The sequence below is a fragment of the Streptococcus infantis genome, from assembly GCF_047463635.1.
In the GTDB taxonomy this organism is placed as follows: domain Bacteria; phylum Bacillota; class Bacilli; order Lactobacillales; family Streptococcaceae; genus Streptococcus; species Streptococcus infantis_W.
Genome location: NZ_JASHDL010000024.1, coordinates 1 through 24,507 on the forward strand (window position 1 = coordinate 1; position 24,507 = coordinate 24,507).

The window sequence follows — 24,507 nt, forward strand, 5'->3', positions numbered from 1 at the left end:
CCATAAGATTCTTTCTAATGATGGTTTGGTCGCTTTTCATTATAGGTCTTATGGGACTTTTTTTCTACAACAAAATAGGCTCCATAATTCCTATGGTGGTTTTACCCACTACAGAAATTATAGAGCCCTTATTAGCAGGTGGGAGTTTTTGGGTTTCCAAGAGTTTTAAGAATTTTCCAAACAGATTCCAAGTATTTTTAGCAAGGTAGGTATATAATAGAACTATAAAGTGAATATCTATATTCATATAACAAAAAAGAAGGTGATGAAAATGAAAAAATGGCAAGCAACTGTATTGGTCTGCACTAGTCTGTTTTGTCTATCGGCTTGTAAAAATCAGACAACAAGCGAAACTGATAAACAAAATGGAGACAAACAAGCGCAAGTTAGCTCTCAGGTAGCAAAAAAAGGAGAAGTAGTTCCAGATTTTGAACTCATGGGAGTTGATGGGAAAAACTACCATCTATCAGATTACAAAGGTAAAAAAGTCTATCTCAAATTTTGGGCTTCCTGGTGTTCTATCTGTCTAGCCAGCCTCCCTGATACCGATGAGCTAGCTAAAGAAGAAAGCGATGATTATGTTGTTTTGACAGTCGTTTCTCCTGGTCAAAAAGGCGAGCAAGCAGAAGAAGGCTTCAAGAAATGGTATCAGGGCTTGGACTATAAAGATTTACCAGTATTGTTAGACCCTTCGGGACAACTTTTGGCGAGTTACGGAGTTCGTTCTTATCCGACTCAGGCTTTTATCGATAAAGAAGGCAAACTAGTCAAGACCCAGCCAGGTTTTATGGACAAAGAAACTATTTTACAGATGCTAAAAAGCATAGATTAGAGGCTCATCATGAATGATAAATTAAAAATAATTGTATTCATTGGAATCATCATTTGCATTATTATTGGATTTTTATTTCTTTTGGAAAAAAGGAGCGCAAGCTACACAGATACCACTCAAATCGAGAAGGCAGCAGTTAGTCAAGGGCAAAAAGTCACGAAAAAAACTCAATCAAGTAAAGATGCTGACTTACATGATATCTATCTAGCTGGAGGTTGTTTCTGGGGAGTTGAAGAGTATTTTTCTCGAGTGGCAGGTGTGACAGATGCTGTTTCTGGCTATGCGAATGGGAGAGGAGAAACAACACAGTATGAATTGATCGGCCAAACCGGGCATGCTGAGACTGTTCATGTGACCTATGATGCCAATCAAATCTCTCTAAAAGAGATCTTGCTTCATTATTTCCGCATTATCAATCCAACTAGTAAAAATAAGCAGGGAAATGATGTGGGGATTCAGTATCGGACTGGTGTCTACTATAAGGACGAGCATGACCTAGAAGTCATCAATCAAGTTTTTGAACAAGTTGCTCAGAAATACGACCAGCCTCTAGCGGTTGAAAAGGAAGCCTTAAGCAATTTTATTGTGGCTGAGGACTACCACCAAGATTATCTCCAGAAAAATCCTAACGGCTATTGCCATATCAATGTCAATCAAGCAGCCTATCCTGTTATTGATGCAAGTCAATATCCAAAACCGAGCGACGATGAATTGAAAAAACTTTTGTCTCCAGATGAGTATGCCGTGACTCAAAATGGTCAAACAGAACGTGCCTTTTCAAATCGTTACTGGGATAAATTTGAAGCAGGTCTTTATGTGGATGTTGCGACTGGCGAACCCCTCTTTTCTTCGAAAGATAAATTTGAATCGGGTTGTGGTTGGCCAAGTTTTACCCAGCCGATCAGTCCAGATGTTGCGACCTATAAGGAAGACAAGTCATACAATATGGTCAGAACGGAAGTCAGAAGTCGAACAGGGAATTCTCACCTAGGACATGTCTTTACAGATGGACCTCAGGACAAGGGAGGTCTACGCTATTGTATCAATAGTCTATCCATCCATTTTATCCCAAAGGATCAAATGGAAGAAAAGGGCTATGGCTATTTGTTGGATTATGTAGAGTAAACTTGATATTTTTAAAAAAGAGTTTATAGAAATCTATTTTATATTCATAAGAAGTGTAGAATTTGGATTTTAGAAGAGGTTGGGCAATTTAATCGAACGTGTTGGGATCACTCCTGAAAATTTTTGATTTTGAAAATAAGTAAGGTGAAAGCCATCCGTTTTTCAATGCTTGAAGCTATTTGTAAAGAACTGGGGTGTCAGCTAGATGATTTATTGGAATATCAACCAAATTAAAAATGTTTGATTTATAATGAGGCCTTGATGCTTCTAGATTATCTGGAAGGAGAACGAGTTCTCGCTAAGAATGATCTGGCTTTGAAGAAGGCCTGGTTCAGCAAGATGACCAAGCAAATGCGTCATCAGGACCAAGATAATAAACTCCTTGCTCCTAACCAATGGGACTATGTCCGTCCATTGACAGATGAGGAAGCCAAGACTCAGCTAAATTCTGTGGATGATTTAATCAAAAATAACATTATTACCAATAGGCATTATCAGGGAACTTACCGACCAGAAGAACTCAAGACAGCTTATGTCAATGTCAAGATGGTGGACGCTATCTACGGTGGAAATACAAGTCAGGGAGCTCCAGGAACCATCTCCTTCAAGCATAATGCTTTCCGTATGTGGGGTTATTATGGCTACGAAAATGGTTTCCTAGGTTATGCTTCTAATAAGTACAAGGATGAGGCGTTAAGTGAGGGGCATGACACCCTTGGAGATGATTTCATCATCCAGAAGGTTTCGAAAGGCAAGTTCCAGAACTTGGAAGAATGGAAGAAGGCCTGGTTTGATGCTATTATTGCCAAGGCAAAACGAGGAATCCATAGTTTTGAAATTGATGGTCAGCAAATTGATTCTTACGAGAAATTGCAAGATTTATTTGACCAAGCAGTAGAAACGGATTACCGAAACTTCAAGTATGGAGGCTCAGTTGCCAACTATACAGTAGCTCTGAAGAAAAAAGTTTTCCAGAAACTATTGCAGGTCACAGATGCATTTTCATCCGAACTCTTTCCCAAAGGATAGATAAAAGAGAGTGTGTTCAGATTTCCTAAGGAAGTGAAATCTACTTTAGTATTCTCAAAGAATAAAATTGCCAGTTCTCCTGTTTGGGGTCTGGCTTTTATGGTATACTTAGGATATGCATAGAAAAACAGTGATTGATTTTAGGGCTTTGGGCGAGAGATACACCTTTACCCAGCCTATTAAAGAGTTAAAAACCAGAGATTTAGCAGAAGTAGCAGACTTGCTGGCACAAGTGGAAAGCTACCAAGAAAAGGGCTATTATGTGGTGGGTTATGTCAGCTATGAGGCTGCGCCAGCTTTTGAGGAAAAATTAGAGGTCCACAAGGCTCCCTTACTGGGGGAGTATTTGCTTTACTTTACTGTTCATGACAGTATTGAAACATCTAGCATTCCTCTGACTTATGAGGAGGTGGATTTGCCGTCAAACTGGCAGGAAGTAACTTCTGCAGAGGACTATGAAAAAGCTATTGCCCAGATTCACCATCATTTACGACAGGGCGATACTTATCAGGTCAATTATACGGTTCAACTCAAGCAGGAGTTGTCTGCCAATCCTTTTGCTATCTACAATCGTATGGTTGTCGAGCAGGAAGCGGGTTACAATGCTTACGTAGAGCATGACGACATGGCAGTGATTTCCATGAGTCCAGAACTTTTTTTTGAGCAAAATGGTCGTGAGTTGACAACTCGCCCTATGAAGGGGACGACTAAACGGGGTCTGAACGACGTTGAAGACTTGAAGGAAGCGGCTTGGTTGGAGCAGGATCCCAAAAATCGTTCAGAAAATATGATGATAGTGGACCTCTTGCGTAATGACATGAACCGTATTTCTGAGGTCGGAAGTGAGCATGTGGAGCGTCTGTGTCAAGTGGAGCAGTATTCGACTGTTTGGCAGATGACTTCAACCATCAAGAGTCAGTTACGACCAGATGTTGACCTAGTTGAAATCTTCCGTTCGCTCTTTCCATGTGGCTCCATCACAGGAGCTCCCAAGATAGCGACCATGGAAATTATCAAGAACTTGGAGCCCCAACCCAGAGGAGTTTATTGTGGAACTGTTGGTCTCTTGCTTCCCAATGGCCGACGGATTTTCAATGTGGCTATTCGAACCATTCAACTGCATAGAGGGCAAGCCATCTATGGAGTCGGTGGAGGCATCACTTGGGATAGTACTTGGGAGTCAGAATACCGTGAAGTCCAGCAAAAGGCTGCTGTTCTTTACCGCAAACAGCCTCGTTTTCAGCTGATTACGACCGGGAAAATCAGCCAGAAAAAATTACTCTTTGAAAAGCAACATCTAGAAAGACTGCAAAAGGCTAGTCGTTACTTTGCCTTTCCATTTGATGAAGCTGGTTTGAGACAAGAAATAGAGAAGGAGTGTCAAGTTTGTGACCTCCATCAAGACTACCGTTTGCGAATCAGTCTCAGCAAGTCTGGAGAAATAGAAATTGATCGACAAGTATTGACACCACTTAGTTCTAGCTTCTGTCAGGCTAAACTTTGTCTACAGGATGCTGATTTGCAGCAGGCCTTTACCTACTTTAAGACGACACACCGACCACATTTGACAATGGGAGAGCAGGAAATCATCTATTACACTGTTGGTGGAAAATTGCTTGAAACTTCTATTGCGAATCTGGTTTTAAAAATGGATGGGAATCTCTATACACCGCCAAGTCAACTAGGTTTTTTACCAGGGATTTATCGTCAACACTTGCTTGAAAGCGGACAAGTAGAAGAGAAGATCTTGACCATAGAAGATTTGAAGCGCGCAGAAGTTATCTATGGTTGTAATGCAGTTAGAGGCTTGTATGAGTTGTCAGTAAAGGAGAACTAAATGAAACTAATATTTTTGCATGGCTTAGGTCAGTCAGCAGATAGTTGGAAAGAAGTTCAGGATTTTCTTGCAGATTATCCCTCTGAAGCCCTTGACTTATTCCCTACTGGAGTTACTAGCTATCAAGAAGCCAAGGAGCGCATTTATCAGCGCTTAACAGTGGAAACAGAACCTTTTGTCCTAATCGGTTTGTCCTTAGGGGCTACCCTCGCACTGGAGCTTTCAAGTTATGATATACCAAATCTTCAAGCCTTGGTTTTGTCAGGTTGTCCATTGAAACTGGCGGGCAATATCCTTTTTTACATTCAGTTGCTGATATTTAAATTGCTTCCAAAAAGGATATTTGAGAAACAGGGAGCAGATAAAGCTCTTATGGTTGGAGTTTCTGAGGAATTAAAAACACTTGATTTAAGAGAGATTGCACGGAATTGTCCCTATCCAAGCTTGTTAATTTGTGGTAGTCAGGATAAGCCAAATCTTAGTTCAATGAAAAGTATTCATGAACTGATGCTAAATTCCCAGTTTCAGATCATTCCTGAGGGACCTCATGTCCTAAATAGGGCAAAACCCAAAGAGTTTGCAGAAATAACTAGAAGTTTTCTTGAATTGCTGAAATAAGTTTGATAAAATAATAATGAAAGTGATAATATCATAAAGGAGACAAAGATGAGTCAAAAGATTATTGGGATTGACCTTGGTGGAACTTCTATCAAGTTCGCAATTTTAACGCAAGAAGGAGAAATCCAAGAAAAATGGTCTATTAAGACTAACATTTTGGATGAAGGAAGCCATATCGTAGATGATATGATTGAGTCTATTCAGCATCGTTTGGACTTGCTTGGATTGGCAGCAGCAGACTTCCAAGGTATTGGAATGGGATCACCTGGTGTGGTTGACCGTGAAAAAGGGACTGTTATCGGTGCCTACAACCTCAACTGGAAAACTCTTCAACCAATCAAAGAAAAAATGGAAAAAACCTTGGGTATTCCATTCTTTATCGACAATGACGCCAACGTAGCTGCTCTTGGTGAGCGTTGGATGGGTGCTGGTGAAAACCAACCAGACGTTGTCTTTATGACTCTGGGTACAGGTGTTGGTGGCGGTATCGTGGCAGAAGGAAAATTGCTTCACGGTGTTGCAGGTGCTGCTGGTGAACTTGGACACATCACAGTTGACTTTGACCAACCAATCCCATGTACTTGTGGTAAAAAAGGCTGTCTTGAGACAGTAGCTTCAGCGACAGGTATCGTCAACTTGACTCGTCGTTACGCAGATGAATACGAAGGCGAAGCAGAGTTGAAACGCTTGATTGATGACGGAGAAGAAGTAACAGCTAAAACTGTCTTTGATTTGGCAAAAGAAGGAGACGACCTTGCCTTGATCGTTTACCGTAACTTCTCACGTTACTTGGGTATTGCATGTGCCAACATCGGTTCTATCCTAAATCCATCAACGATTGTTATCGGTGGTGGGGTATCAGCTGCAGGAGAATTCCTTCTACAAGGTGTTCAAAAAGTCTATGATGAAAATACCTTCCCACAAGTACGCACATCAACAAAATTGGCTCTTGCAACTCTAGGAAATGACGCTGGAGTTATCGGAGCAGCATCACTTGTCTTGCAATAATGCACATGAATCAAGAGCTTGGATATTGATCAAGCTCTTTTTAAGTTGAAGTTGTTAGAATAAAGTAATAGCTCACTAATGATAGGAGGAGTTTTGGATGAATACTGCAGAGCAATCCATGGTTGATTTAGCCTTGTCTATTGCTAGGCAAGCTCATGAAGGGCAACTGGATAAGGCAGGAGTAGATTATATAGAACATCCAATCTATGTAGCAAGCCAAGTTGATACTGAAGAAGAAAAAGCAGTGGCTCTGTTACATGATGTTATTGAGGACAGTTCTGTTACTGCTGAAGAGTTACTAAATGCGGGTTTACCAGAGACAGTAGTTACAGCCATTCAGATTTTGTCAAAGAAAAAGGGGCAAGACTATCAAACATATCTAGAAAATGTGAAATCTAATCCCCTAGCACGCGTTATCAAATTAGCAGATTTGAAGCATAATTCGGATTTATCGAGACTGAGTTCTGTCACTGACAAGGATTTGGAACGATTAGAAAAATATAAAAAGGCCATTGATTTTCTGAGCAGGTAGAAAAGCCCTTTTTATGCTATACTAGTTAAGACAATGAATGAGGTGAGAGTAAATGACAAAAGCAGATACGATTTTTAAAGAAAATATCGAGCGAATCTTGAATGAGGGTGTGTTTTCTGAGCAAGCTCGTCCCAAGTATAAGGATGGAACAGTGGCTAACTCCAAGTACATCACAGGAGCCTTTGCGGAGTATGATTTGTCAAAGGGTGAATTTCCCATCACGACCTTGCGCCCAATCGCAATCAAATCAGCCATCAAGGAAGTGCTTTGGATCTACCAAGATCAGACCAATAGTTTGGAAGTTCTCAATGACAAGTACAATGTTCACTACTGGAATGACTGGGAAGTTGGAGATACAGGGACTATTGGGGAACGTTATGGGGCTGTGGTTAAAAAGCACGACATCATTAACAAGATTCTCAAACAGTTAGAAGCTAATCCTTGGAACCGTCGCAATATCATCTGTCTCTGGGATTACCAAGCTTTTGAAGAGACAGATGGTCTTCTGCCTTGTGCCTTTCAGACCATGTTTGATGTCCGTCGTGTAGATGGGGAAATCTATCTGGATGCGACTTTGACCCAGCGTTCTAATGATATGCTGGTAGCTCACCACATCAATGCCATGCAGTATGTGGCTCTTCAGATGATGATTGCTAAACACTTTGGTTGGAAAGTTGGGAAATTCTTCTACTTTATCAATAACCTTCACATCTATGACAATCAATTTGAACAAGCTCAGGAATTGCTTCGTCGTGAGCCTTCAAACTGCCAACCACGTTTGGTCTTGAATGTACCAGACAAGACAAATTTCTTTGATATTAAAGCAGAGGATTTTGAGCTGGTTGATTATGATCCAGTCAAGCCACAGTTGAAGTTTGACTTGGCAATTTAATACTCTCTGATAATCTCTTCAAACCACGCTAGATTCCTAGTTTGCTCTTTGATTTTCATTGAGTATAAAAGAATAGAAAAAAAGAAGTTGAGAAAAATCCCAACTTCTTTTATTTTTTAACGTGATACGCGACGACGCGCTGCTTTCTTACGATTTTCTTCGATGAAAGCTGCTTTTTGTTCTTCTGGTTCGATCACTTTCTTTTTAACTGCGTATACTGCACCTGCAACTGCAGCGACAGTTCCTGCGATACCTGTTACAAGACCTTTAGCGAATCCTTTAGCCATGAGTATTCCTCCTTTAACTTATAAATCAGCCAGCCTCCTCAAGAGGTCGCGTTTTTCTGACTGACCTTTTTGTGATATAATAATAGTAACGAAAAAATGGGAATTTTTCAAGGAAAAAAGATGAAAACAAAAATAATTGTGATTGTTGGACCGACTGCAGTTGGAAAGACGGCTCTAGCCATTGAAGTGGCCAAGCGTTTTAATGGCGAAGTGGTTAGTGGAGATAGCCAACAAGTCTATCGAGGACTTGATATTGGGACGGCCAAGGCTAGTCCAGAAGAGCAGGCAGCTGTTCCTCATCATTTAATCGATGTTAGAGAGGTAACCGAGTCTTACTCGGCTTTTGATTTTGTTTCAGAAGCTAAGGCAGCCATTGAGGATATTCAAAGTCGCGGCAAACTAGCTATTATCGCTGGTGGGACAGGTCTTTATATCCAGAGTCTGCTAGAAGGATATCATTTAGGTGGTGAGACTACCCATGAGGAGATTTTAGCTTATCGAGCTAGTTTGGAGCCTTATACAGATGAGGAATTAGCCCATTTGGTGGATCAAGCAGGCCTTGAAATTCCCCAGTTTAATCGTCGTCGTGCCATGCGTGCCTTGGAAATTGCCCATTTTGGTCAAGACTTGGAAAATCAAGAGACCTTGTATGAACCTCTGATTATTTGTTTGGATGATGAGCGTAGTCAGCTTTATGAACGAATTAACCACCGTGTGGATTTGATGTTTGAAGCTGGACTTCTAGACGAAGCCAAGTGGTTATTTGATCATTATCCTGATGTACAGGCTACTAAAGGCATTGGTTACAAGGAACTCTTTCCTTATTTTCGTGGAGAGCAGTCCTTGGAAGAAGCTCGTGACAGTCTCAAACAGGCGACCCGTCGTTTTGCCAAGCGCCAGCTAACCTGGTTCCGTAATCGCATGCAGGTGACCTTTTATCAGATAGGAGAATCTGGTGTAAAAGACCGTATTTTAAACCAGATTGAGGAGTTTTTAAATGATTGAAACGGAGAAAAAAGAGGAGCGAGTCCTGCTGATTGGTGTTGAACTCCAGGGCATGGATAATTTTGACCTCTCCATGGAAGAGCTGGCTAGTCTGGCTAAGACAGCTGGTGCAGTCGTAGTCGATAGTTACAGACAAAAACGTGAAAAATACGACTCCAAGACCTTCGTCGGTTCTGGTAAGTTGGAAGAAATAGCTCAAATGGTGGATGCAGAAGAAATCACGACTGTCATCGTCAACAACCGTTTGACACCACGGCAAAATGTTAACCTCGAGGAAGTGTTAGGTGTCAAGGTCATTGACCGTATGCAGTTGATTTTGGATATCTTTGCCATGAGAGCTCGAAGTCATGAAGGAAAGCTTCAAGTTCATCTTGCGCAACTCAAGTATCTCTTACCTCGCTTGGTTGGTCAGGGGATTATGCTTAGCCGTCAGGCAGGGGGCATTGGTTCTCGTGGTCCAGGTGAAAGTCAGCTGGAGCTTAATCGTCGTAGTGTTCGCAACCAGATCACAGATATCGAGCGTCAACTCAAGGTCGTTGAGAAAAATCGAGCGACAGTTCGAGAAAAACGTTTGGAGTCAAGTACCTTTAAGATTGGTTTGATTGGCTACACCAATGCTGGTAAGTCAACTATTATGAATACTCTGACTAGCAAGACCCAGTATGAGGCAGATGAGCTCTTTGCGACTCTGGATGCGACAACTAAAAGCATCCATCTTGGTGGCAATCTACAGGTGACTTTAACGGACACCGTTGGGTTTATTCAAGATTTGCCGACAGAGTTGGTGTCTAGTTTCAAGTCGACCTTGGAAGAAAGCAAGCATGTAGATCTTCTGGTTCATGTTATCGATGCCAGCAATCCTTATCATGAGGAACATGAAAAAACAGTTCTTTCCATCATGAAAGACTTGGACATGGAGGATATTCCTCGCTTGACCCTTTATAATAAAGCGGATTTGGTGGAAGATTTCACGCCTACTCAAACGCCTTATGCATTGATTTCTGCCAAGTCTAAAGATAGTCGAGAACAGTTGCAAGCTTTATTGCTAGATAAGATCAAGGAAATTTTTGAACCCTTTACTTTGCGCGTGCCTTTTTCTAAGTCCTACAAGATTCATGATTTAGAAAGTGTTGCGATTCTTGAAGAGCATGACTACCAAGATGATGGCGAGGTCATCAGAGGCTACATTTCTGAGAAAAACAAATGGAGATTAGAAGAATTTTATGACTGACATCAAATCATTAGCTCTCAAATATGGCGGCTATACAAGTCTAGACAAGGTCTATCTGGATCAGCTTTTAGCTGGTAGGTCTGACCAAGAGCAGTTAGCCCTCATCACCCCTCCCCCCAGCGTAGTTAATGCCTACTTTGCAGAACTTTACCAGAAAAAAAGTCCTCAAGCTGCGACAGATTATTTTGCGGAAGTCAGCCAGGAACTGAACCTCTACAATGCTGAGCCAAGTTTCACGGAAGAAAGCAAGCCCTTTATTCGTCTGAATCTATCAGGCAAATCTTTTGGTTTTTGCTATGAGAGAGAAGGCCTTGGTCGCATTTTCTCTGAATATGAGGAAGCAATCACAGCTGACTTACTTTTTGAAATTGCGCAAATTTTCCCCCATCAGCTAGTCTTTGAGGAGTCTGGAAAAATTTACATGAAGGTTGTCGGGGATGAGGAAATAGTTAGTGTAGAAAGCTTAACAGCTTTAACTGACTTGGAAAGCTTGGCAGATGGTCGCAAGCGTCTCAAAGGTTATAGTCAAGAAGATTTATTACAAGAAGCTAAAGCCTTTACTGGTAAGCTTTATTATCGCTCAGAAAACCGCACCGCTATGTTATATTTTAATTAATTAGAAAGTATCGAATGGATATTCAATTTTTAGGAACAGGGGCTGGTCAGCCCTCTAAAGCCCGCAACGTTTCAAGTCTCGCCCTGAAACTCTTGGACGAGATTAACGAAGTCTGGCTCTTTGACTGTGGCGAAGGAACGCAAAATCGCATTCTGGAAACCACGATTCGACCACGAAAAATCAGCAAAATCTTTATCACACACTTGCACGGAGACCATATCTTTGGCTTGCCAGGTTTCCTCTCCAGTCGTGCTTTTCAAGCAAATGAAGAGCAGACAGATTTGGAAATCTATGGACCTCAAGGTATCAAGTCTTTTGTTTTGACTAGTCTACGTGTGTCTGGATCACGTTTGCCCTACAAGATTCATTTCCATGAGTTTGACCAAGATTCTCTTGGGAAAATCCTTGAAACGGATAAATTCGCTGTGTATGCAGAAGAGTTGGATCACACTATTTTCTGTGTCGGCTATCGTGTCATGCAAAAGGACTTAGAAGGTACCTTGGATGCTGAGAAACTAAAGGCTGCTGGTGTCCCATTCGGCCCGCTCTTTGGAAAAATTAAAAACGGTCAGGATGTCGTCTTAGAAGACGGCACCGAGATCAAGGCAGCAGATTATATTTCAGCACCGCGACCTGGTAAGATTATTACCATTTTGGGAGATACTCGAAAAACAGATGCCAGTGTGCGTCTTGGTGTCAATGCAGATGTTCTTGTCCATGAGTCGACTTATGGCAAGGGAGACGAAAAGATTGCCCGCAACCACGGTCACTCAACCAATATGCAAGCTGCTCAGGTAGCGGCAAAAGCAGGAGCCAAACGACTCTTGCTCAACCATATCAGTGCACGCTTTCTTTCAAAAGATATCAGCCAGCTAAAGAAAGATGCGGCAACAATTTTTGAAAATGTCCATGTGGTTAAAGACCTAGAAGAAGTGGAAATCTAGGATCTCGAGAAAGGATAAATATGTCTACGATTCTCATTACGGGTGCTAGTGGTGGTCTAGCTCAAGAAATGGTCAAACTCTTGCCCAATGATCAATTGATTTTGCTGGGTAGAAATAGAGAAAAATTAGCTCAACTATACGGAAATCATCCACAGGCTGAATTGGTTGAGATTGATATTACCGATGCTCAAGCCCTAGAATGCCTAGTAGCTGAACTCTACCAGCGCTATGGAAAGATTGATGTTTTGATTAATAACGCTGGCTACGGGATCTTTGAAGATTTTGACAAGATTTCTGATCAAGATATTCATCAGATGTTTGAAGTTAACACCTTTGCTTTAATGAATCTGTCTCGTTTGGTTGCAGCTCGTATGAAGGAGATCCGAAAAGGCCATATCATCAATATCGTTAGTATGGCTGGTTTGATAGCGACTGGCAAGTCCAGTCTTTACTCAGCGACTAAGTTTGCGGCTATTGGTTTTTCAAATGCTTTACGTCTCGAACTTATGTCCTATGGAGTCTATGTGACAACGGTCAATCCAGGTCCGATTCGTACAGGATTTTTTGACCAGGCTGATCCGGATGGAACCTACCTTAAGTCAGTTGACCGTTTCCTACTCGAGCCAGATGCAGTAGCTAGAAAGATTGTCAAAACCATAGGAAAAAACAAACGGGAACTCAATCTTCCAATCTTGCTCAATCTAGCCCATAAGTTTTACACCCTCTTTCCCAAGTTGGCAGATAAGTTAGCTGGGGAGACTTTTAATTATAAGTGATAAAGCTGTTTTGATGAGAAATAGCTTTTTATTTTTTCTGTTGTCAATTTGTAGAAAAATATCTCATGATAAACAGGCAGTTTATAATGATTAAGTTCATTTAAGGTATAGATAGAGATAAGAAAGCAGAAAAGAGAGGATAAACTCCGAGTCTAACATAACTAAAAGTATATCTATAGCCAAAGCTTATGAAGTCAAGATAAAATAGGTTTAAAAGAACTTGCCCTTTGTCGGATTGATTAGACTGAAAATTGGAGTTAGGAATATTCTTAGAATAGATGAAGAAAATAAAAAAGCCTAAGAATGTTAAAACATCTTGACATTTCATCGATTTAGAGTATAATAAAAAATGTAAAGAGCTCTTGACATTGTTTTGACGAATTGGAGGAATAGGACTATGAGAAAAATGGATGAAATGGACAGAGCGATTCAGCTACGTTCTGAGGAATGGGGTTATAAAACGGCTCTATTTGGCTTATGTGGATGGACAGTATTTAATATTTATCAATCTATTACAAAAGGCATTGAACTTGAAATGTTACCATGTCTGATTTTATGTTTATCTATTTCTATTCAAGGATTTACTCAACATGCAATAAAACATAAAATGATTGACGGTGATGAAGATTTTAAAGAACCAAATAAACTTGTTCAAGGAGTAATTTTGATGGTTGTTATCCTTATCGTAGTTTTGGCAATTGGCATTTATTGTTTTCAGAAAGACTAATGCTGTATGAAAAATAATATCAAACAGTTAAGAAAGTCTGAAGGACTACGTCAGGAAGATATGGCAAAAATATTAGGCGTTAGTCGACAAACCATTATAGCTATCGAGAATGACAAGTACAATCCTACACTTGAACTAGCACTGAAAATTGCAAGATTGCTACGACTACATGTTGAAGAAATTTTCATTCTAGAAGATTAAAGATATCAGATAGCATTTATTATAATCATCTGATTCGTAATGATGAGAGAGTTTTCCGGTTCATGGAAACTCTCTTTTTAAAGCTCAAAAAGAATCTACTCAATTTTACCCTTGTCCATCTATATATCTATCGTAAAACTGGTATAAAAATTGCAAATAAACAGTTAAAATAGTATACTAGAACTAGCAATTATGAAAATGTTTGCACTTTTGTTGATGATGATTATTTAGGAGACAAGACATGGAATTAACAGCCATTTATCATAGACCAGAATCAGAGTATGCTTATCTGTACAAAGAAGGTCAGCTACATATCCGAATTAGAAGCAAGAAGGATGATGTCCAGAAGGTCATTTTACACTATGGTGATCCCTTTATTTTTATTGAGGATAAGTATGAAGCTAAGAAGGAAATGACCAAAGTAACCTCAGACGCCTTGTTTGATTATTGGCAAGTTACAGTATCGGTTGATTTTGCACGGATTCAGTATCTCTTTGAACTTCTTGATAAGGAAGGTCAGGGAGTCTTCTACGGAGATAAAGGCTGCGTGGCACATACTCAAGAAAACTTGGATGCTGAAGGAAATGGCTTTAAACTTCCTTACATTCACGAAATCGATGGTTGCCAAGTTCCAAGCTGGGTTTCAAATACCGTTTGGTACCAGATTTTTCCAGAACGCTTTGCTAATGGAAATCCTAATTTGACTCCTGATGGAGCTCGAGCGTGGGATGCAGAGATTTCTCCTGAAAGGGATGATTTTTTTGGTGGAGATTTGCAAGGGATTATTGACCATTTAGACTATCTTAAAGATTTGGGAATCACTGGACTTTACCTATGTCCGATTTTTGAAGCTACAACCAATCACAAGTACGATACGACGGATTATTTTGAAATTGACCGTCACTTTGGAGACAAGGAAATCTTTCGTAATCTAGTAGAGGAAGCCCATAAACGGGGCATCAAAATCATGTTAGATGCAGTGTTTAATCATATCGGAGATCAGTCAGCCCAATGGCAGGATGTTCTAAGGAATGGAGAAAATTCCCCTTATAAAGATTGGTTCCATATTCAAGAATTTCCATTTACTGAGGATAAACTTCAGAATCCAAGAGAATTGCCATACCATACCTTTGCTTTTGCCAGCTATATGCCTAAGTTAAATACAGCTAACCCTGAAGTCAAAGACTATCTTTTGAGGGTTGCAACCTACTGGATTGAAAATTTTGATATCGATGCTTGGCGTTTGGACGTTGCAAATGAAATTGACCACCAGTTCTGGAGAGATTTCAGAAAGGCAGTTCTTGCTAAAAAGTCTGATTTGTACATCTTAGGTGAAATCTGGCATACCTCACAACCTTGGCTACAAGGGGATGAGTTCCATGCTGTTATGAACTATCCACTCTCTGAAAGTATCAAGGATTATTTCTTGCGTCAGCATAAAAAGACGGAGCAGTTCATTTCAGAAATCAATAGCCAGTCTATGTACTATAAGCAACAAATCTCAGAGGTCATGTTTAACCTTTTAGACTCTCACGATACAGAGCGTATCCTTACAACTGCAAAAGGAAATGTGCAGCATGTCAAGGCAGCCCTTGCCTTCCTCTACCTTCAAAAAGGGACCCCTTGTATCTATTACGGAACAGAGCTGGCACTTAAAGGGGGACCAGACCCTGACTGCCGTCGTGTCATGCCTTGGGACCGTGTTTCTGAGGACAATGATATGCTGAATTTCATAAAGCAATTAATCAAGATCCGTAAGGAAATTTCAAGCATTATTCAATATGGAACCTATAAGCTAGAAGAAGTGAAACCAGATGTTCTAGCTTTGAAATGGAACTATGAAGGGAAAGAAGTTCAAGCCATCTTTAACCAGTCTTCTGAGAATTTTGTTTTAGATAGAGATTCAGTTGATTTAGCTAGTCATTGCCAGTTTGAAGATGGACATCAAGTCATCTTACCAGATGGATTTGTGGTCTATATTTCTGAGTAAAAAGGATTAAAATAATGGCACTCAAGGAAGTTTATGATTATTTTCGTCACTATGATAAGGAAACTTATCAAGTTGTCGCCTGCATGGGCAATGAACCATCGGAAGAAGATGTTCAGGATTTTGAAAATCAATACAGCATTCGTCTGCCAGAAGATTTCAGGGAATTCACCATGTCATCTCTTGGAGGCCTCTTTATGGAAGTCAGGGAAGAGCTATGGCCAAGAGCCAAAGCTTACGATGTAGCCCCTTTTTGGACCTTCTGCCGAGGTATCAAGGTCTTGGGAATTGCAAATGGCATCCCAGACTTCCTAGACATTCGAATAAAAACCAAGGAATTACATGATTTAGGATTTGTTGACTATATTCCATTTCTGTCTATCATCGGTGATGGAGATGTGATTTTCTGCTTTGATAAGGACAATCATATAGTAGCTCTAGATTGGTTTAATAGTGGCGAAACTGAAGAGCTTGAATGTGATTTTTCAGAGCTTTTGCTTCAGCAAATTGCCGAGCTTGAAGAACGTAAAAATGAGATGATCAAGCTTTTGGAAAAGGGGAAATCTAGTCAATAATCTAATAGGAAATATCAGTTTGATAGACCGTAAAAGAGGTTGGGACAAAAGATCCCGACCTCACTTTTTATTAGCAATCAAACTTTGACGCGGTAGTTGATTGAACTTTTTGTTCGTCTTTTATACTCTTCGAAAATCTCTTCAAACCACGTCAGCGTCGCCTTGCCGTAGGTATGTTACTGACTTCGTCAGTTCTATCAACAACCTCAAAACAGTGTTTTGAGCTGACTTCGTCAGTTCTATCTACAACCTCAAAGCAGTTCTTTGAGCAACCTGCGGCTAGCTTCCTAGTTTGCTCTTTGATTTTCATTGAGTATTAGACTCCAAAAAGCTCCTAATCATCCTCGCGGGGCTGGGACTACGAAATCGAGACTTTGTCTATCGATTTCTGTCCCACCGCCTTTTTTAGTAAAATCATTCACTAAATGTACATTCAGATTTTCAAAGTTTTCTACTAATTATAGAAAAAAGAATCAAAAGTATGATTTTTATGCTGCCAGTATTGAAGTTTCTTATATTATTTTATAAAATAGAAGCAAAATACTACTGAAAAAGTAGAGCGCTTACATAAAATTGGAAGCGGTTACGAATATAAGGAGGATCTTATGAGAAAAGATCATTGGAATCGAAAAAGAGTGTATAGTATCCGAAAATTTACCGTTGGAACTTGCTCTGTAGTCATCGGTACTTGCTCAGTCTTATTTGGAGCAAGTGTAGCTGGTGCAAACCCAGTTTCAGCTGATGAAACTCCAATTGCAGTTGCTGCAGAAAAAGTAGCGGATGATTCTCATAAAGAGGAACTTGGTGAAACAAGAAGTCCAGAACAGCCAGCATCAACTGAATCAGCTGCAAGTGAAATTGCTACACCAGCTCATGCAGTTGAAAAGGCACAGGACGACCAAACTGTACAGTCAGATTCTGATAAAAAAGTGGATTCCATGTTAGATAAGAAACCTCAAGCAATTACTCAAGATCAATCTGCTCAAACGGAAAAACCGGATCTAAAACCGGCTACCAGCGAGGAGGTAAATCAATTGGTTGAGGACCGTAAAGTAGAATTTAACCAAAACTGGCATTTTAAACTCAATGCCAATGCAAAAGACGCTATCAAACCAGATGCAGATGTATCAAGCTGGAAGAAATTAGACCTTCCTCATGACTGGAGTATTTACAATGACTTTGATCATGATTCTCCTGCCCAAAACGAAGGTGGACAACTCAATGGTGGTGATGCTTGGTATCGCAAGACCTTTAAACTTGATGAAAAAGACCTTAATAAGAATGTTCGTCTGGTCTTTGATGGAGTTTATATGGATTCGCAAGTCTACGTAAACGGTCAGCTAGTTGGTCACTATCCAAATGGTTACAACCAATTCTCATATGACATCACTGACTATCTCAATAAAGACGGTCGTGAGAATGTCGTAGCTGTACATGCGGTCAACAAACAACCAAGTAGCCGTTGGTACTCAGGAAGTGGTATTTACCGTGATGTTACCCTTCAAGTCACAGATAAGGTTCATGCTGAGAAAAATGGAACAACTATCTTAACACCAGACCTTGAAAAACAACAAAATGGTAAGGTTGATACTCATGTAACAAGTAAGATCGTCAATACAGATGACAAAGATCATGAAATTGTTGCTGAATACCAAATTATTGAAAGAAATGGTCAGGCTGTAACGGACGTGGTTCGTACAGATAGCCAAGTCTTGAAAGCTCATCAATCAACTAGCCTAAATGCTATTTTGCAAGTTGAGAAACCAAAACTCTGGACAGTCCTTAATGATAAACCAGCTCTTTATGAATTAGTGACTCGTGTTTATCGTGATGGTCAATTGGTCGATGCTAAGAAGGACTTGTTTGGTTACCGTTACTATAACTGGACACCAAATGAAGGCTTCTCTTTGAATGGTGAACGCATTAAATTCCATGGAGTTTCTCTTCACCATGACCACGGAGCTCTAGGGGCTGAAGAAAACTATAAGGCAGAATACCGTCGTCTGAAACAGATGAAGGATATGGGTGTGAACTCTATCCGTACAACCCACAACCCAGCTAGTGAGCAGACCTTGCAGATCGCTGCAGAACTAGGTTTGTTGGTGCAAGAAGAAGCCTTTGATACTTGGTACGGTGGGAAGAAACAGTATGACTATGGCCGTTTCTTTGACAAGGACGCCACTCACCCAGATGCTAAAAAAGGTGAAAAATGGTCTGATTTTGACCTACGTACAATGGTCGAGAGAGGCAAGAACAACCCTGCTATCGTCATGTGGTCTATCGGTAATGAAATCGGTGAAGCAGACGGTAAAGCTCGTTCTCTAGCGACTGTTAAACGCTTGGTGCAAGTGATCAAGGCTGTTGATAAGACACGCTATGTCACTATGGGAGCAGACAAGTTCCGTTTTGGTGATGGTAGTGGTGATCATGAAAAGATTGCGAACGAACTTGATGCGGTTGGATTTAACTATTCAGAAGACAACTACAAGAAACTACGTGCTAAACATCCAAACTGGTTGATTTACGGTTCAGAAACTTCTTCTGCAACTCGTACTCGTGGCAGCTATTTCCGTCCTGAAAGTGAACTAGTCCACAGCAACCAAGCTTACCGTCATTATGAGCAGTCCGACTACGGTAATGACCGTGTTGGTTGGGGTAAAACAGCCACTGCATCTTGGACTTTTGACCGTGATAATGCAGGTTATGCAGGTCAGTTCATCTGGACGGGTACTGACTATATCGGTGAGCCTACTCCGTGGCACAACCAAAACAATACGCCAGTTAAGAGTTCTTACTTCGGTATCGTAGATACAGCCGGAATTCCAAAGAATGACTACTACTTGTACCAAAGCCAATGGGTTTCTGCTCAGAAGAAACCAATGGTTCACCTGCTTCCTCACTGGAACTGGGAAGATCCTACTCTTAAAGCTAACGTAGCTGATGCTGATGGTAAGATTCCTGTTCGTGCATTTTCAAACGCTGCAAGTGTGGAATTGTTCTTGAATGGCGAGTCCCTAGGTAAGAAAACCTTTAACAAGAAACAAACAAGTGATGGACGTACTTATCAAGAAGGTGCCAATGCCAAGGAACTATACCTTGAGTGGAAGGTTGCTTATAAACCTGGAACCTTGGAAGCAGTAGCCCGTGATGAGGCAGGTAATGAAATTGCTCGTGATAAGATTACGACTGCTGGTGAGCCTGCAGGGGTTCGTTTAGTCAAAGAAGAACATGCTATTGCAGCAGACGGAAAAGACCTTACTTATATTTACTACGAAATCGTTGACAGCGCTGGTAATGTAGTTCCTACTGCCAATAACCTTGTGCGCTTCCAGTTGCATGGACAAGGTCAGATTGTCGGTGTGGATAACGGTGAACAAGCTAGCCGTGAGCGTTACAAAGAACAAGCAGACGGTTCATGGATCCGTAAGGCCTTCAATGGTAAGGGTGTTGTCATTGTTAAATCAACTGAGCAAGCTGGTAAATTTACTTTGACTGCTCACTCTGATCTCTTGAAATCTGATCAAACTACTATATTCACAGGTAAGAAAGACCAAGCAGAAAAAACTGTCTTAGGTACAGAAGTTGCTAAAGTCCGTACCGTTATCGGTCAAACACCAAAAATGCCTAAGAAAGTAGCTTTTATCTACAGTGATGGCAGTCGTGCCAAACTTCCAGTAGAATGGTCAGCAGTTAATGTCAACGAACCTGGTATTTTTACGGTTAAAGGTGTAGCAGATGGACGTGATGTAGAAGCGCGTGTTGAAGTCTTGGCTCTCGAAGCAGAATTACCTGTAGTCAAGAGAATCGCTCCAAATACAGACCTAAATTCAGTCGACAAATCTGTTTCTTACGTATTGTCAGATGGTACCGTAGCAAGCTATGATGTTAATAAGTGGGAAATTGCAGCTGAAGACCAAGCTAAACTAGCAATCCCAGGCTCTCGCATCCCAGCAAAAGGTATTTTAGAAGATGAAGAAATCGCTGCGACCTTGGTAGTTGCAGAAGGGGAAGCTGCTAATCCAGTAGTTCCAAGTGTAACTGTGGCAGATCAAGCGGTTGAAGGTCTTTCAACTGACCAACATGTAAAATACCACAAGCTTGCTTATGGAGCAACCTTGCCAGAGGTTGAAGCTACAGCTGAAAATGCTCAAGTGACAGTTATTCAAGCTAATGAAGCAAATGGTATGCGTGCAAGCATCCATGTTCAACCAAACGATGGTGGCCCACTACAAACCTATGCTATCCAATTCCTACAAGAAGCTCCACAAATTGAACGTTTGAGCCTAGAAGTTGAAAATGCAGCTACTTTGAAAGAAGACCAAACTGTCGGTATCAAGGTCTTGGCTCACTATCAAGACGGTACACAAGCAGTCTTGAAAGCTGATAAGGTTACCTTCTCCACTACAGGTGAAGGAGATGTAGCTGTTCGTAAAGGTATGCTTGAATTGCATAAACCTGGTCAAGTAACTCTGAAAGCTCAATTTGAAGGAGCAGAAGGTCAGATTGACTTGAACATTCAAGCAAATACTGAAAGCAAAGTTGTCCAAGCCATCCGTCCAGTTAGTGTCGTGACAGGTTTGAACCAAGAACCAAGTCTACCTGCTACTGTAACTGTAGAGTATGACAAAGGATTTCCGAAGGTTCACAAGGTGACTTGGCAAGCAGTTGCTAAGGAAGACCTTGCTAAATACCATAGTTTTGAAGTCCTAGGTAAAGTTGAAGGAATTGAGAAAGAAGCACATGCTAAGGTATCTGTCGAAGGTATCATTGCTGTCGAAGAAGTGAGCGTAACAACTCCAGTTGCAGAAGCTCCTCAACTACCAGAGAGCGTTCGTACTTACCACTCAAATGGCCAAGTCTCTTCAGCTAAAGTAACTTGGAACGCAATTGAACCAAGCCAATACGCACAAGAAGGCAACTTTACTGTGACAGGACATGTCGAAGGTACTCAACTACCAACCAAACTTCATGTTCGTGTGTCTGCTCAGACAGAAACTGGTGCAAATATTTCTGACCAGTGGACTGGTTCAGAATTGCCACTTGCCTTTGCATCAGACTCAAATCCAAGTGACTCAGTAGCCAATGTTAATGACAAACTAATTTCATATAACAACCAACCAGCAAACCGCTGGACAAACTGGAACCGTACAAGTGAAGCATCCGTAGGAATTCTCTTTGGTGACTCTGGTATCATGTCTAAACGTTCAGTGGATAACCTCAATGTAGCCTTCCACGAAGACCACGGTGTTGGTGCACCTAAATCCTATGTCATCGAATACTATGTCGGTTCAGCAACTCCAACAGTTCCTAAGAATCCAAGCTTCGTAGCACGCGAAGACCATGTCTTTAATGACGATAAAAACTGGAAACAAGTCACAAATCTCAAGGCTCCAGATCAAGTCAGAGCTGGAGAAATGACCCACTTTAGCTTTGATAAAGTCAACACTTATGCAGTTCGTATCCGCATGGTTAGACCAGATGGTAAATGGGGTACTTCTATTACAGAAATGCAAATCTTCTCTAAACAAGTAGCTGCAACTAAGAATGCTCAAGCACAAATCCAAGTAGATGGAAAAGATTTGCCAAACTTTAACCCAGGCTTGACTGACTACTATCTAGAAGTAAGTCAAGGAAAAGCTCCAGCTGTTACAGCGAGTGTCACTGAAAATGGTATTGCAACAGTTGTACCAAGCGTAGGTGAAGGAGATCCAGTTCGTGTTGTTGTCAAGGCTGAAAACGGAGATATCCTAGGTGAATACCGCCTACACTTCACAAATGATAAAGATTTGCTCGCAAGTAAACCTGTTGCTGTTGCCAAATCATCTCGCTTGGTTGCTAAAGGACAAACTCTTGAGCTACCAGCAAAAGTTCCTGTTTACTTCACAGGAAAATCTGACTATGAAGTCAAAGACTTGGCTGTTGACTGGGAAGCAGTCCCAGCAGAGAATCTAACAAAAGCAGGTGAATTTACAGTTCATGGTCGCGTTTTGGGTACTGATTTAACTGCTGAAGTAGCTGTTCGTGTAACAGACAAACTCGGAGAAAATCTTTCAGACAACCCAGACTTCGATGATGATAGCAACCGTTCATTTGCCTCAGCAACTAACGATATTGATCCAAACTCTCATGACCGTGTAGACTATGTTAACGATGGTTCAGATGATGAAAGCCGTCGTTGGACTAACTGGTCTCCAACTCCATCTGAAAATCCAGAAGTTTCAGTAGGGGTTATCTTCAGAGAAAATGGTAAGATTGTTGAACGTACAGTAGCTGAAGGAAGCATCCGCTTCTTTGCAGATGGTGGAACAGACGCCCCTTCTAAACTAGTATTAGAACGCTATGTTGGACCAGAATTTGATTCACCAGAATATTACTCTAACTACCAACCATACGATCCTGATCACCCATTCAACACTCCTTCTAACTGGGAGAAAGTTGAATACCGTGCGGATCAAGAGATTCAAGCAGGAACTGACATCCATGTAACCTTTGCACCAGTCAAAGCTAAAGCTATGAGATGGCGCATGGAAAGAAAAGCAGACAAGAAGGGTGTGGCTATCACTGAAATGGCCTTTATCGCACCAAGTGAAGCACCTAAGGACAATACAGCTTCTAAACTTCTTGTGGATGGTAGAGAGCTTGCTGACTTCTCTGAAGCTCGTGTAGATTACCAAGTAACCTATAGTGGAAAACGTCCTAAAGTGACAGTGGAAGCTGGTGAAAACGTAGCGGCGACAGTTGTTGATAGTGGTGATGATAAACTTCCAGTCTTGGTACGTCTTGTTTCAGAAAGTGGTAAGAACGTTAAAGAGTATCGGATCCAATTGACTAAAGATGAGGTCGAAACTGCTAAGACAGAACCAGCTGTTCAAGAAGCACTTCCTAGCCTAGAAGTGGTAGAAGAAGCAATCAGCTTCAAGTCTATTATGCAAGATGATCCGACTCTTCCAGAAGGTGAAACTCGTGTGACTCAAGTAGGTCGTGAAGGTAAAGAACGCATCATTACTGAAGTTGCAGTAGATGGAAGCCGTACTGAAAAACTTCGTGAAGTTGTTGAAGCAGCACAAGATGAGATTGTCTTAGTCGGAACTAAGAAAGAAGTATCAGGCAAAACCGAACCAGCTATCCACGAGGTTCCAGAATTCACAGGTGGTGTTAACGGAGCAGAAGCAGCTGTTCATGAAGTTCCAGAGTACCCAGGAGTCATTGGCACAGCAGGCGATGAAGCAGCACCAGTAGTAGAGGTTCCAGAATTTACAGGCGGTGTCAATGGGGCAGAAGCAGCTGTTCATGAAGTTCCAGAATACACTGAAGCTATTGGCACAGTAGGTGATGAAGCAGCACCAGTAGTAGAGGTTCCAGAATTTAATGGTGGAGTAAATGGTGTCGAAGCAGCTGTTCATGAAGCTCCAGAATACACAGGAGCTATTGGCACAGTAGGTGATGAAGCAGCACCAGTAGTAGAAGTCCCAGAATTCAAGGGTGGCGTTAACGCAGTCGAAGCAGCTGTTCATGAAGCTCCAGAATACACTGAAGCTATTGGCACAGCAGGCGATGAAGCAGCACCAGTAGTGGAAATCCCAGCATACACAGGAGCTATTGGCACAGTAGGTGATGAAGCAGCACCAGTAGTAGAAGTCCCAGAATTCAAGGGTGGCGTTAACGCAGTCGAAGCAGCTGTTCATGAAGTTCCAGAATACACAGGAGCTATTGGTACAGTAGGCGATGAAGCAGCACCAGTAGTGGAAATCCCAGCATACACAGGCAGTGTGAATGGAGCAGAAGCAACTGTTCATGAAGTACCTGAGTTCACTGGTGGCGTTCCTGGTGGAGAAGGGACTATTCACCAAGTTCCAGCATACACAGGTGGTGTCAATGGATCAGAAGGAGCTATCCATGAACTTCCAGAATTCAAAGATGAGCAGTCACAAATAGCTCTTGCTATGTCACAAGATAAGACCTACCAAGCACCTGCAAGTCGTCAAAATATCCTCCCTGAAACAGGTACTAAGGAAAATGCAACCCTTGCAACAGCAGGTGTTGTAGGAGCATTACTTGGTCTCTTTGCAATGGGAAAGAAAAAAGAAGACGAATAAGATGATGTAAAAGCATCCAAGTCATAGAGATTGGATCAAGAGACTAATCTCGACAATAAAAAGGCTCTATAATATTTGTAGTGGGTAAATCCCCTATAGATATTATGGAGCCTATTTTGTTGTAGAAAAAAAGTCCCATATGACCTATAATGAAAAGCGACAAAACAACTCATTAGAAAGATTCATATG

At 41.2% G+C, this 24,507-nt stretch carries 20 protein-coding genes and 3 pseudogenes; 22 read left to right on the forward strand and 1 reads right to left on the reverse strand.

Annotated elements, in window-relative coordinates; genetic code table 11:
• The 10 genes from QM867_RS09845 to QM867_RS09890 all read left to right on the forward strand — a co-directional run.
• On the forward strand, positions 1-209 hold a 209-nt coding region (locus QM867_RS09845; protein ID WP_414315673.1), incomplete at its 5' end, for a hypothetical protein.
• A 62-nt stretch (positions 210-271) separates the two neighbouring features.
• Positions 272-832 carry a redoxin family protein gene (locus QM867_RS09850; protein WP_414273992.1) on the forward strand — a complete coding sequence of 187 codons (561 nt, stop codon included), beginning with the start codon at positions 272-274 and terminating at the stop codon, positions 830-832.
• Between the two features lie 9 nt (positions 833-841).
• Positions 842-1,957, forward strand: coding sequence for a peptide-methionine (R)-S-oxide reductase MsrB (gene msrB / locus QM867_RS09855; RefSeq protein WP_414273991.1), 1,116 nt, complete (start codon positions 842-844; stop codon positions 1,955-1,957).
• Positions 1,958-2,122: 165 nt separating this feature from the next.
• Positions 2,123-2,191, forward strand: a complete 69-nt coding sequence (locus tag QM867_RS09860; protein WP_414274002.1) for a helix-turn-helix domain-containing protein — start codon at positions 2,123-2,125, stop codon at positions 2,189-2,191.
• Between the two features lie 24 nt (positions 2,192-2,215).
• On the forward strand, positions 2,216-2,986 hold the full coding sequence (locus tag QM867_RS09865) for a ZmpA/ZmpB/ZmpC family metallo-endopeptidase (RefSeq protein ID WP_414315684.1): 771 nt from the start codon (positions 2,216-2,218) through the stop codon (positions 2,984-2,986).
• Positions 2,987-3,101: 115 nt separating this feature from the next.
• Positions 3,102-4,823, forward strand: a complete 1,722-nt coding sequence (gene pabB, locus QM867_RS09870; protein WP_414315674.1) for an aminodeoxychorismate synthase component I — start codon at positions 3,102-3,104, stop codon at positions 4,821-4,823.
• Positions 4,824-5,441, forward strand: coding sequence for an alpha/beta fold hydrolase (locus QM867_RS09875; RefSeq protein WP_414315675.1), 618 nt, complete (start codon positions 4,824-4,826; stop codon positions 5,439-5,441).
• Positions 5,442-5,489: 48 nt separating this feature from the next.
• Positions 5,490-6,449, forward strand: coding sequence for an ROK family glucokinase (locus tag QM867_RS09880; RefSeq protein WP_414315676.1), 960 nt, complete (start codon positions 5,490-5,492; stop codon positions 6,447-6,449).
• Positions 6,450-6,546: 97 nt separating this feature from the next.
• Positions 6,547-6,981 (forward strand): GTP pyrophosphokinase, encoded by a 435-nt coding sequence (locus QM867_RS09885; RefSeq protein ID WP_414315677.1) that lies wholly within the window; start codon positions 6,547-6,549, stop codon positions 6,979-6,981.
• 52 nt (positions 6,982-7,033) lie between these two features.
• Complete coding sequence (locus QM867_RS09890) at positions 7,034-7,873, forward strand: thymidylate synthase (RefSeq protein ID WP_414315678.1); 840 nt, start codon at positions 7,034-7,036, stop codon at positions 7,871-7,873.
• A gap of 116 nt (positions 7,874-7,989) precedes the next feature.
• On the opposite strand, the gene QM867_RS09895 is transcribed toward QM867_RS09890, so the two are convergent.
• Positions 7,990-8,160 carry a DUF3042 family protein gene (locus tag QM867_RS09895; RefSeq protein WP_049526232.1) on the reverse strand — a complete coding sequence of 57 codons (171 nt, stop codon included), beginning with the start codon at positions 8,158-8,160 and terminating at the stop codon, positions 7,990-7,992.
• A gap of 120 nt (positions 8,161-8,280) precedes the next feature.
• Between QM867_RS09895 and miaA the strand changes: the two genes are divergently transcribed.
• The 12 genes and pseudogenes from miaA to QM867_RS09955 all read left to right on the forward strand — a co-directional run.
• On the forward strand, positions 8,281-9,165 hold the full coding sequence (miaA, locus tag QM867_RS09900; protein WP_414315679.1) for a tRNA (adenosine(37)-N6)-dimethylallyltransferase MiaA: 885 nt from the start codon (positions 8,281-8,283) through the stop codon (positions 9,163-9,165).
• Complete coding sequence (gene hflX, locus QM867_RS09905) at positions 9,158-10,396, forward strand: GTPase HflX (RefSeq protein WP_414315680.1); 1,239 nt, start codon at positions 9,158-9,160, stop codon at positions 10,394-10,396. The genes miaA and hflX overlap by 8 nt, the downstream gene beginning before the upstream one ends.
• On the forward strand, positions 10,389-11,012 hold the full coding sequence (locus QM867_RS09910) for a cystathionine beta-lyase (protein ID WP_075232412.1): 624 nt from the start codon (positions 10,389-10,391) through the stop codon (positions 11,010-11,012). Before hflX ends, QM867_RS09910 begins: the two co-directional genes overlap by 8 nt.
• A gap of 14 nt (positions 11,013-11,026) precedes the next feature.
• Positions 11,027-11,956, forward strand: a complete 930-nt coding sequence (rnz, locus tag QM867_RS09915; protein ID WP_075232411.1) for a ribonuclease Z — start codon at positions 11,027-11,029, stop codon at positions 11,954-11,956.
• 20 nt (positions 11,957-11,976) lie between these two features.
• A complete protein-coding gene (locus QM867_RS09920) occupies positions 11,977-12,732 on the forward strand; it encodes an SDR family NAD(P)-dependent oxidoreductase (protein ID WP_075232410.1) in 756 nt (251 codons plus the stop codon).
• Between the two features lie 397 nt (positions 12,733-13,129).
• Positions 13,130-13,459: a hypothetical protein gene (locus QM867_RS09925; protein ID WP_414315681.1), complete on the forward strand. Its 330-nt coding sequence runs from the start codon at positions 13,130-13,132 to the stop codon at positions 13,457-13,459.
• Between the two features lie 6 nt (positions 13,460-13,465).
• Positions 13,466-13,660 carry a helix-turn-helix transcriptional regulator gene (locus tag QM867_RS09930; protein ID WP_414315682.1) on the forward strand — a complete coding sequence of 65 codons (195 nt, stop codon included), beginning with the start codon at positions 13,466-13,468 and terminating at the stop codon, positions 13,658-13,660.
• Between the two features lie 241 nt (positions 13,661-13,901).
• Entirely contained in the window at positions 13,902-15,650 is a 1,749-nt protein-coding gene (locus tag QM867_RS09935) for a glycoside hydrolase family 13 protein (RefSeq protein ID WP_414315683.1), read from the forward strand.
• A 14-nt stretch (positions 15,651-15,664) separates the two neighbouring features.
• Positions 15,665-16,222 carry an SMI1/KNR4 family protein gene (locus QM867_RS09940; protein ID WP_414294696.1) on the forward strand — a complete coding sequence of 186 codons (558 nt, stop codon included), beginning with the start codon at positions 15,665-15,667 and terminating at the stop codon, positions 16,220-16,222.
• A gap of 605 nt (positions 16,223-16,827) precedes the next feature.
• Positions 16,828-16,995, forward strand: a pseudogene (locus QM867_RS09945) (YSIRK-type signal peptide-containing protein); the annotation flags it as partial.
• A gap of 210 nt (positions 16,996-17,205) precedes the next feature.
• Positions 17,206-23,320, forward strand: a pseudogene (gene bgaA / locus QM867_RS09950) (LPXTG-anchored adhesin/beta-galactosidase BgaA); the annotation flags it as partial.
• Between the two features lie 5 nt (positions 23,321-23,325).
• Positions 23,326-24,318: pseudogene (locus QM867_RS09955) on the forward strand (SIALI-17 repeat-containing surface protein); the annotation flags it as partial.
• Positions 24,319-24,507: the final 189 nt, after the last annotated feature.

Excerpts from the sequence above, each read along its gene's own strand:
- miaA (WP_414315679.1), top strand. The coding sequence starts at position 8,281 with ATGAAAACAAAAATAATTGTGATTGTTGGACCGACTGCAGTTGGAAAG.
- QM867_RS09875 (WP_414315675.1), top strand. The coding sequence starts at position 4,824 with ATGAAACTAATATTTTTGCATGGCTTAGGTCAGTCAGCAGATAGTTGG.
- QM867_RS09880 (WP_414315676.1), top strand. The coding sequence starts at position 5,490 with ATGAGTCAAAAGATTATTGGGATTGACCTTGGTGGAACTTCTATCAAG.
- QM867_RS09910 (WP_075232412.1), top strand. The coding sequence starts at position 10,389 with ATGACTGACATCAAATCATTAGCTCTCAAATATGGCGGCTATACAAGT.
- QM867_RS09895 (WP_049526232.1), bottom strand. The coding sequence starts at position 8,160 with ATGGCTAAAGGATTCGCTAAAGGTCTTGTAACAGGTATCGCAGGAACT.
- QM867_RS09850 (WP_414273992.1), top strand. The coding sequence starts at position 272 with ATGAAAAAATGGCAAGCAACTGTATTGGTCTGCACTAGTCTGTTTTGT.
- QM867_RS09890 (WP_414315678.1), top strand. The coding sequence starts at position 7,034 with ATGACAAAAGCAGATACGATTTTTAAAGAAAATATCGAGCGAATCTTG.
- QM867_RS09920 (WP_075232410.1), top strand. The coding sequence starts at position 11,977 with ATGTCTACGATTCTCATTACGGGTGCTAGTGGTGGTCTAGCTCAAGAA.
- pabB (WP_414315674.1), top strand. The coding sequence starts at position 3,102 with ATGCATAGAAAAACAGTGATTGATTTTAGGGCTTTGGGCGAGAGATAC.
- msrB (WP_414273991.1), top strand. The coding sequence starts at position 842 with ATGAATGATAAATTAAAAATAATTGTATTCATTGGAATCATCATTTGC.
- QM867_RS09925 (WP_414315681.1), top strand. The coding sequence starts at position 13,130 with ATGAGAAAAATGGATGAAATGGACAGAGCGATTCAGCTACGTTCTGAG.
- rnz (WP_075232411.1), top strand. The coding sequence starts at position 11,027 with ATGGATATTCAATTTTTAGGAACAGGGGCTGGTCAGCCCTCTAAAGCC.
- QM867_RS09885 (WP_414315677.1), top strand. The coding sequence starts at position 6,547 with ATGAATACTGCAGAGCAATCCATGGTTGATTTAGCCTTGTCTATTGCT.
- QM867_RS09935 (WP_414315683.1), top strand. The coding sequence starts at position 13,902 with ATGGAATTAACAGCCATTTATCATAGACCAGAATCAGAGTATGCTTAT.
- QM867_RS09930 (WP_414315682.1), top strand. The coding sequence starts at position 13,466 with ATGAAAAATAATATCAAACAGTTAAGAAAGTCTGAAGGACTACGTCAG.
- hflX (WP_414315680.1), top strand. The coding sequence starts at position 9,158 with ATGATTGAAACGGAGAAAAAAGAGGAGCGAGTCCTGCTGATTGGTGTT.
- QM867_RS09940 (WP_414294696.1), top strand. The coding sequence starts at position 15,665 with ATGGCACTCAAGGAAGTTTATGATTATTTTCGTCACTATGATAAGGAA.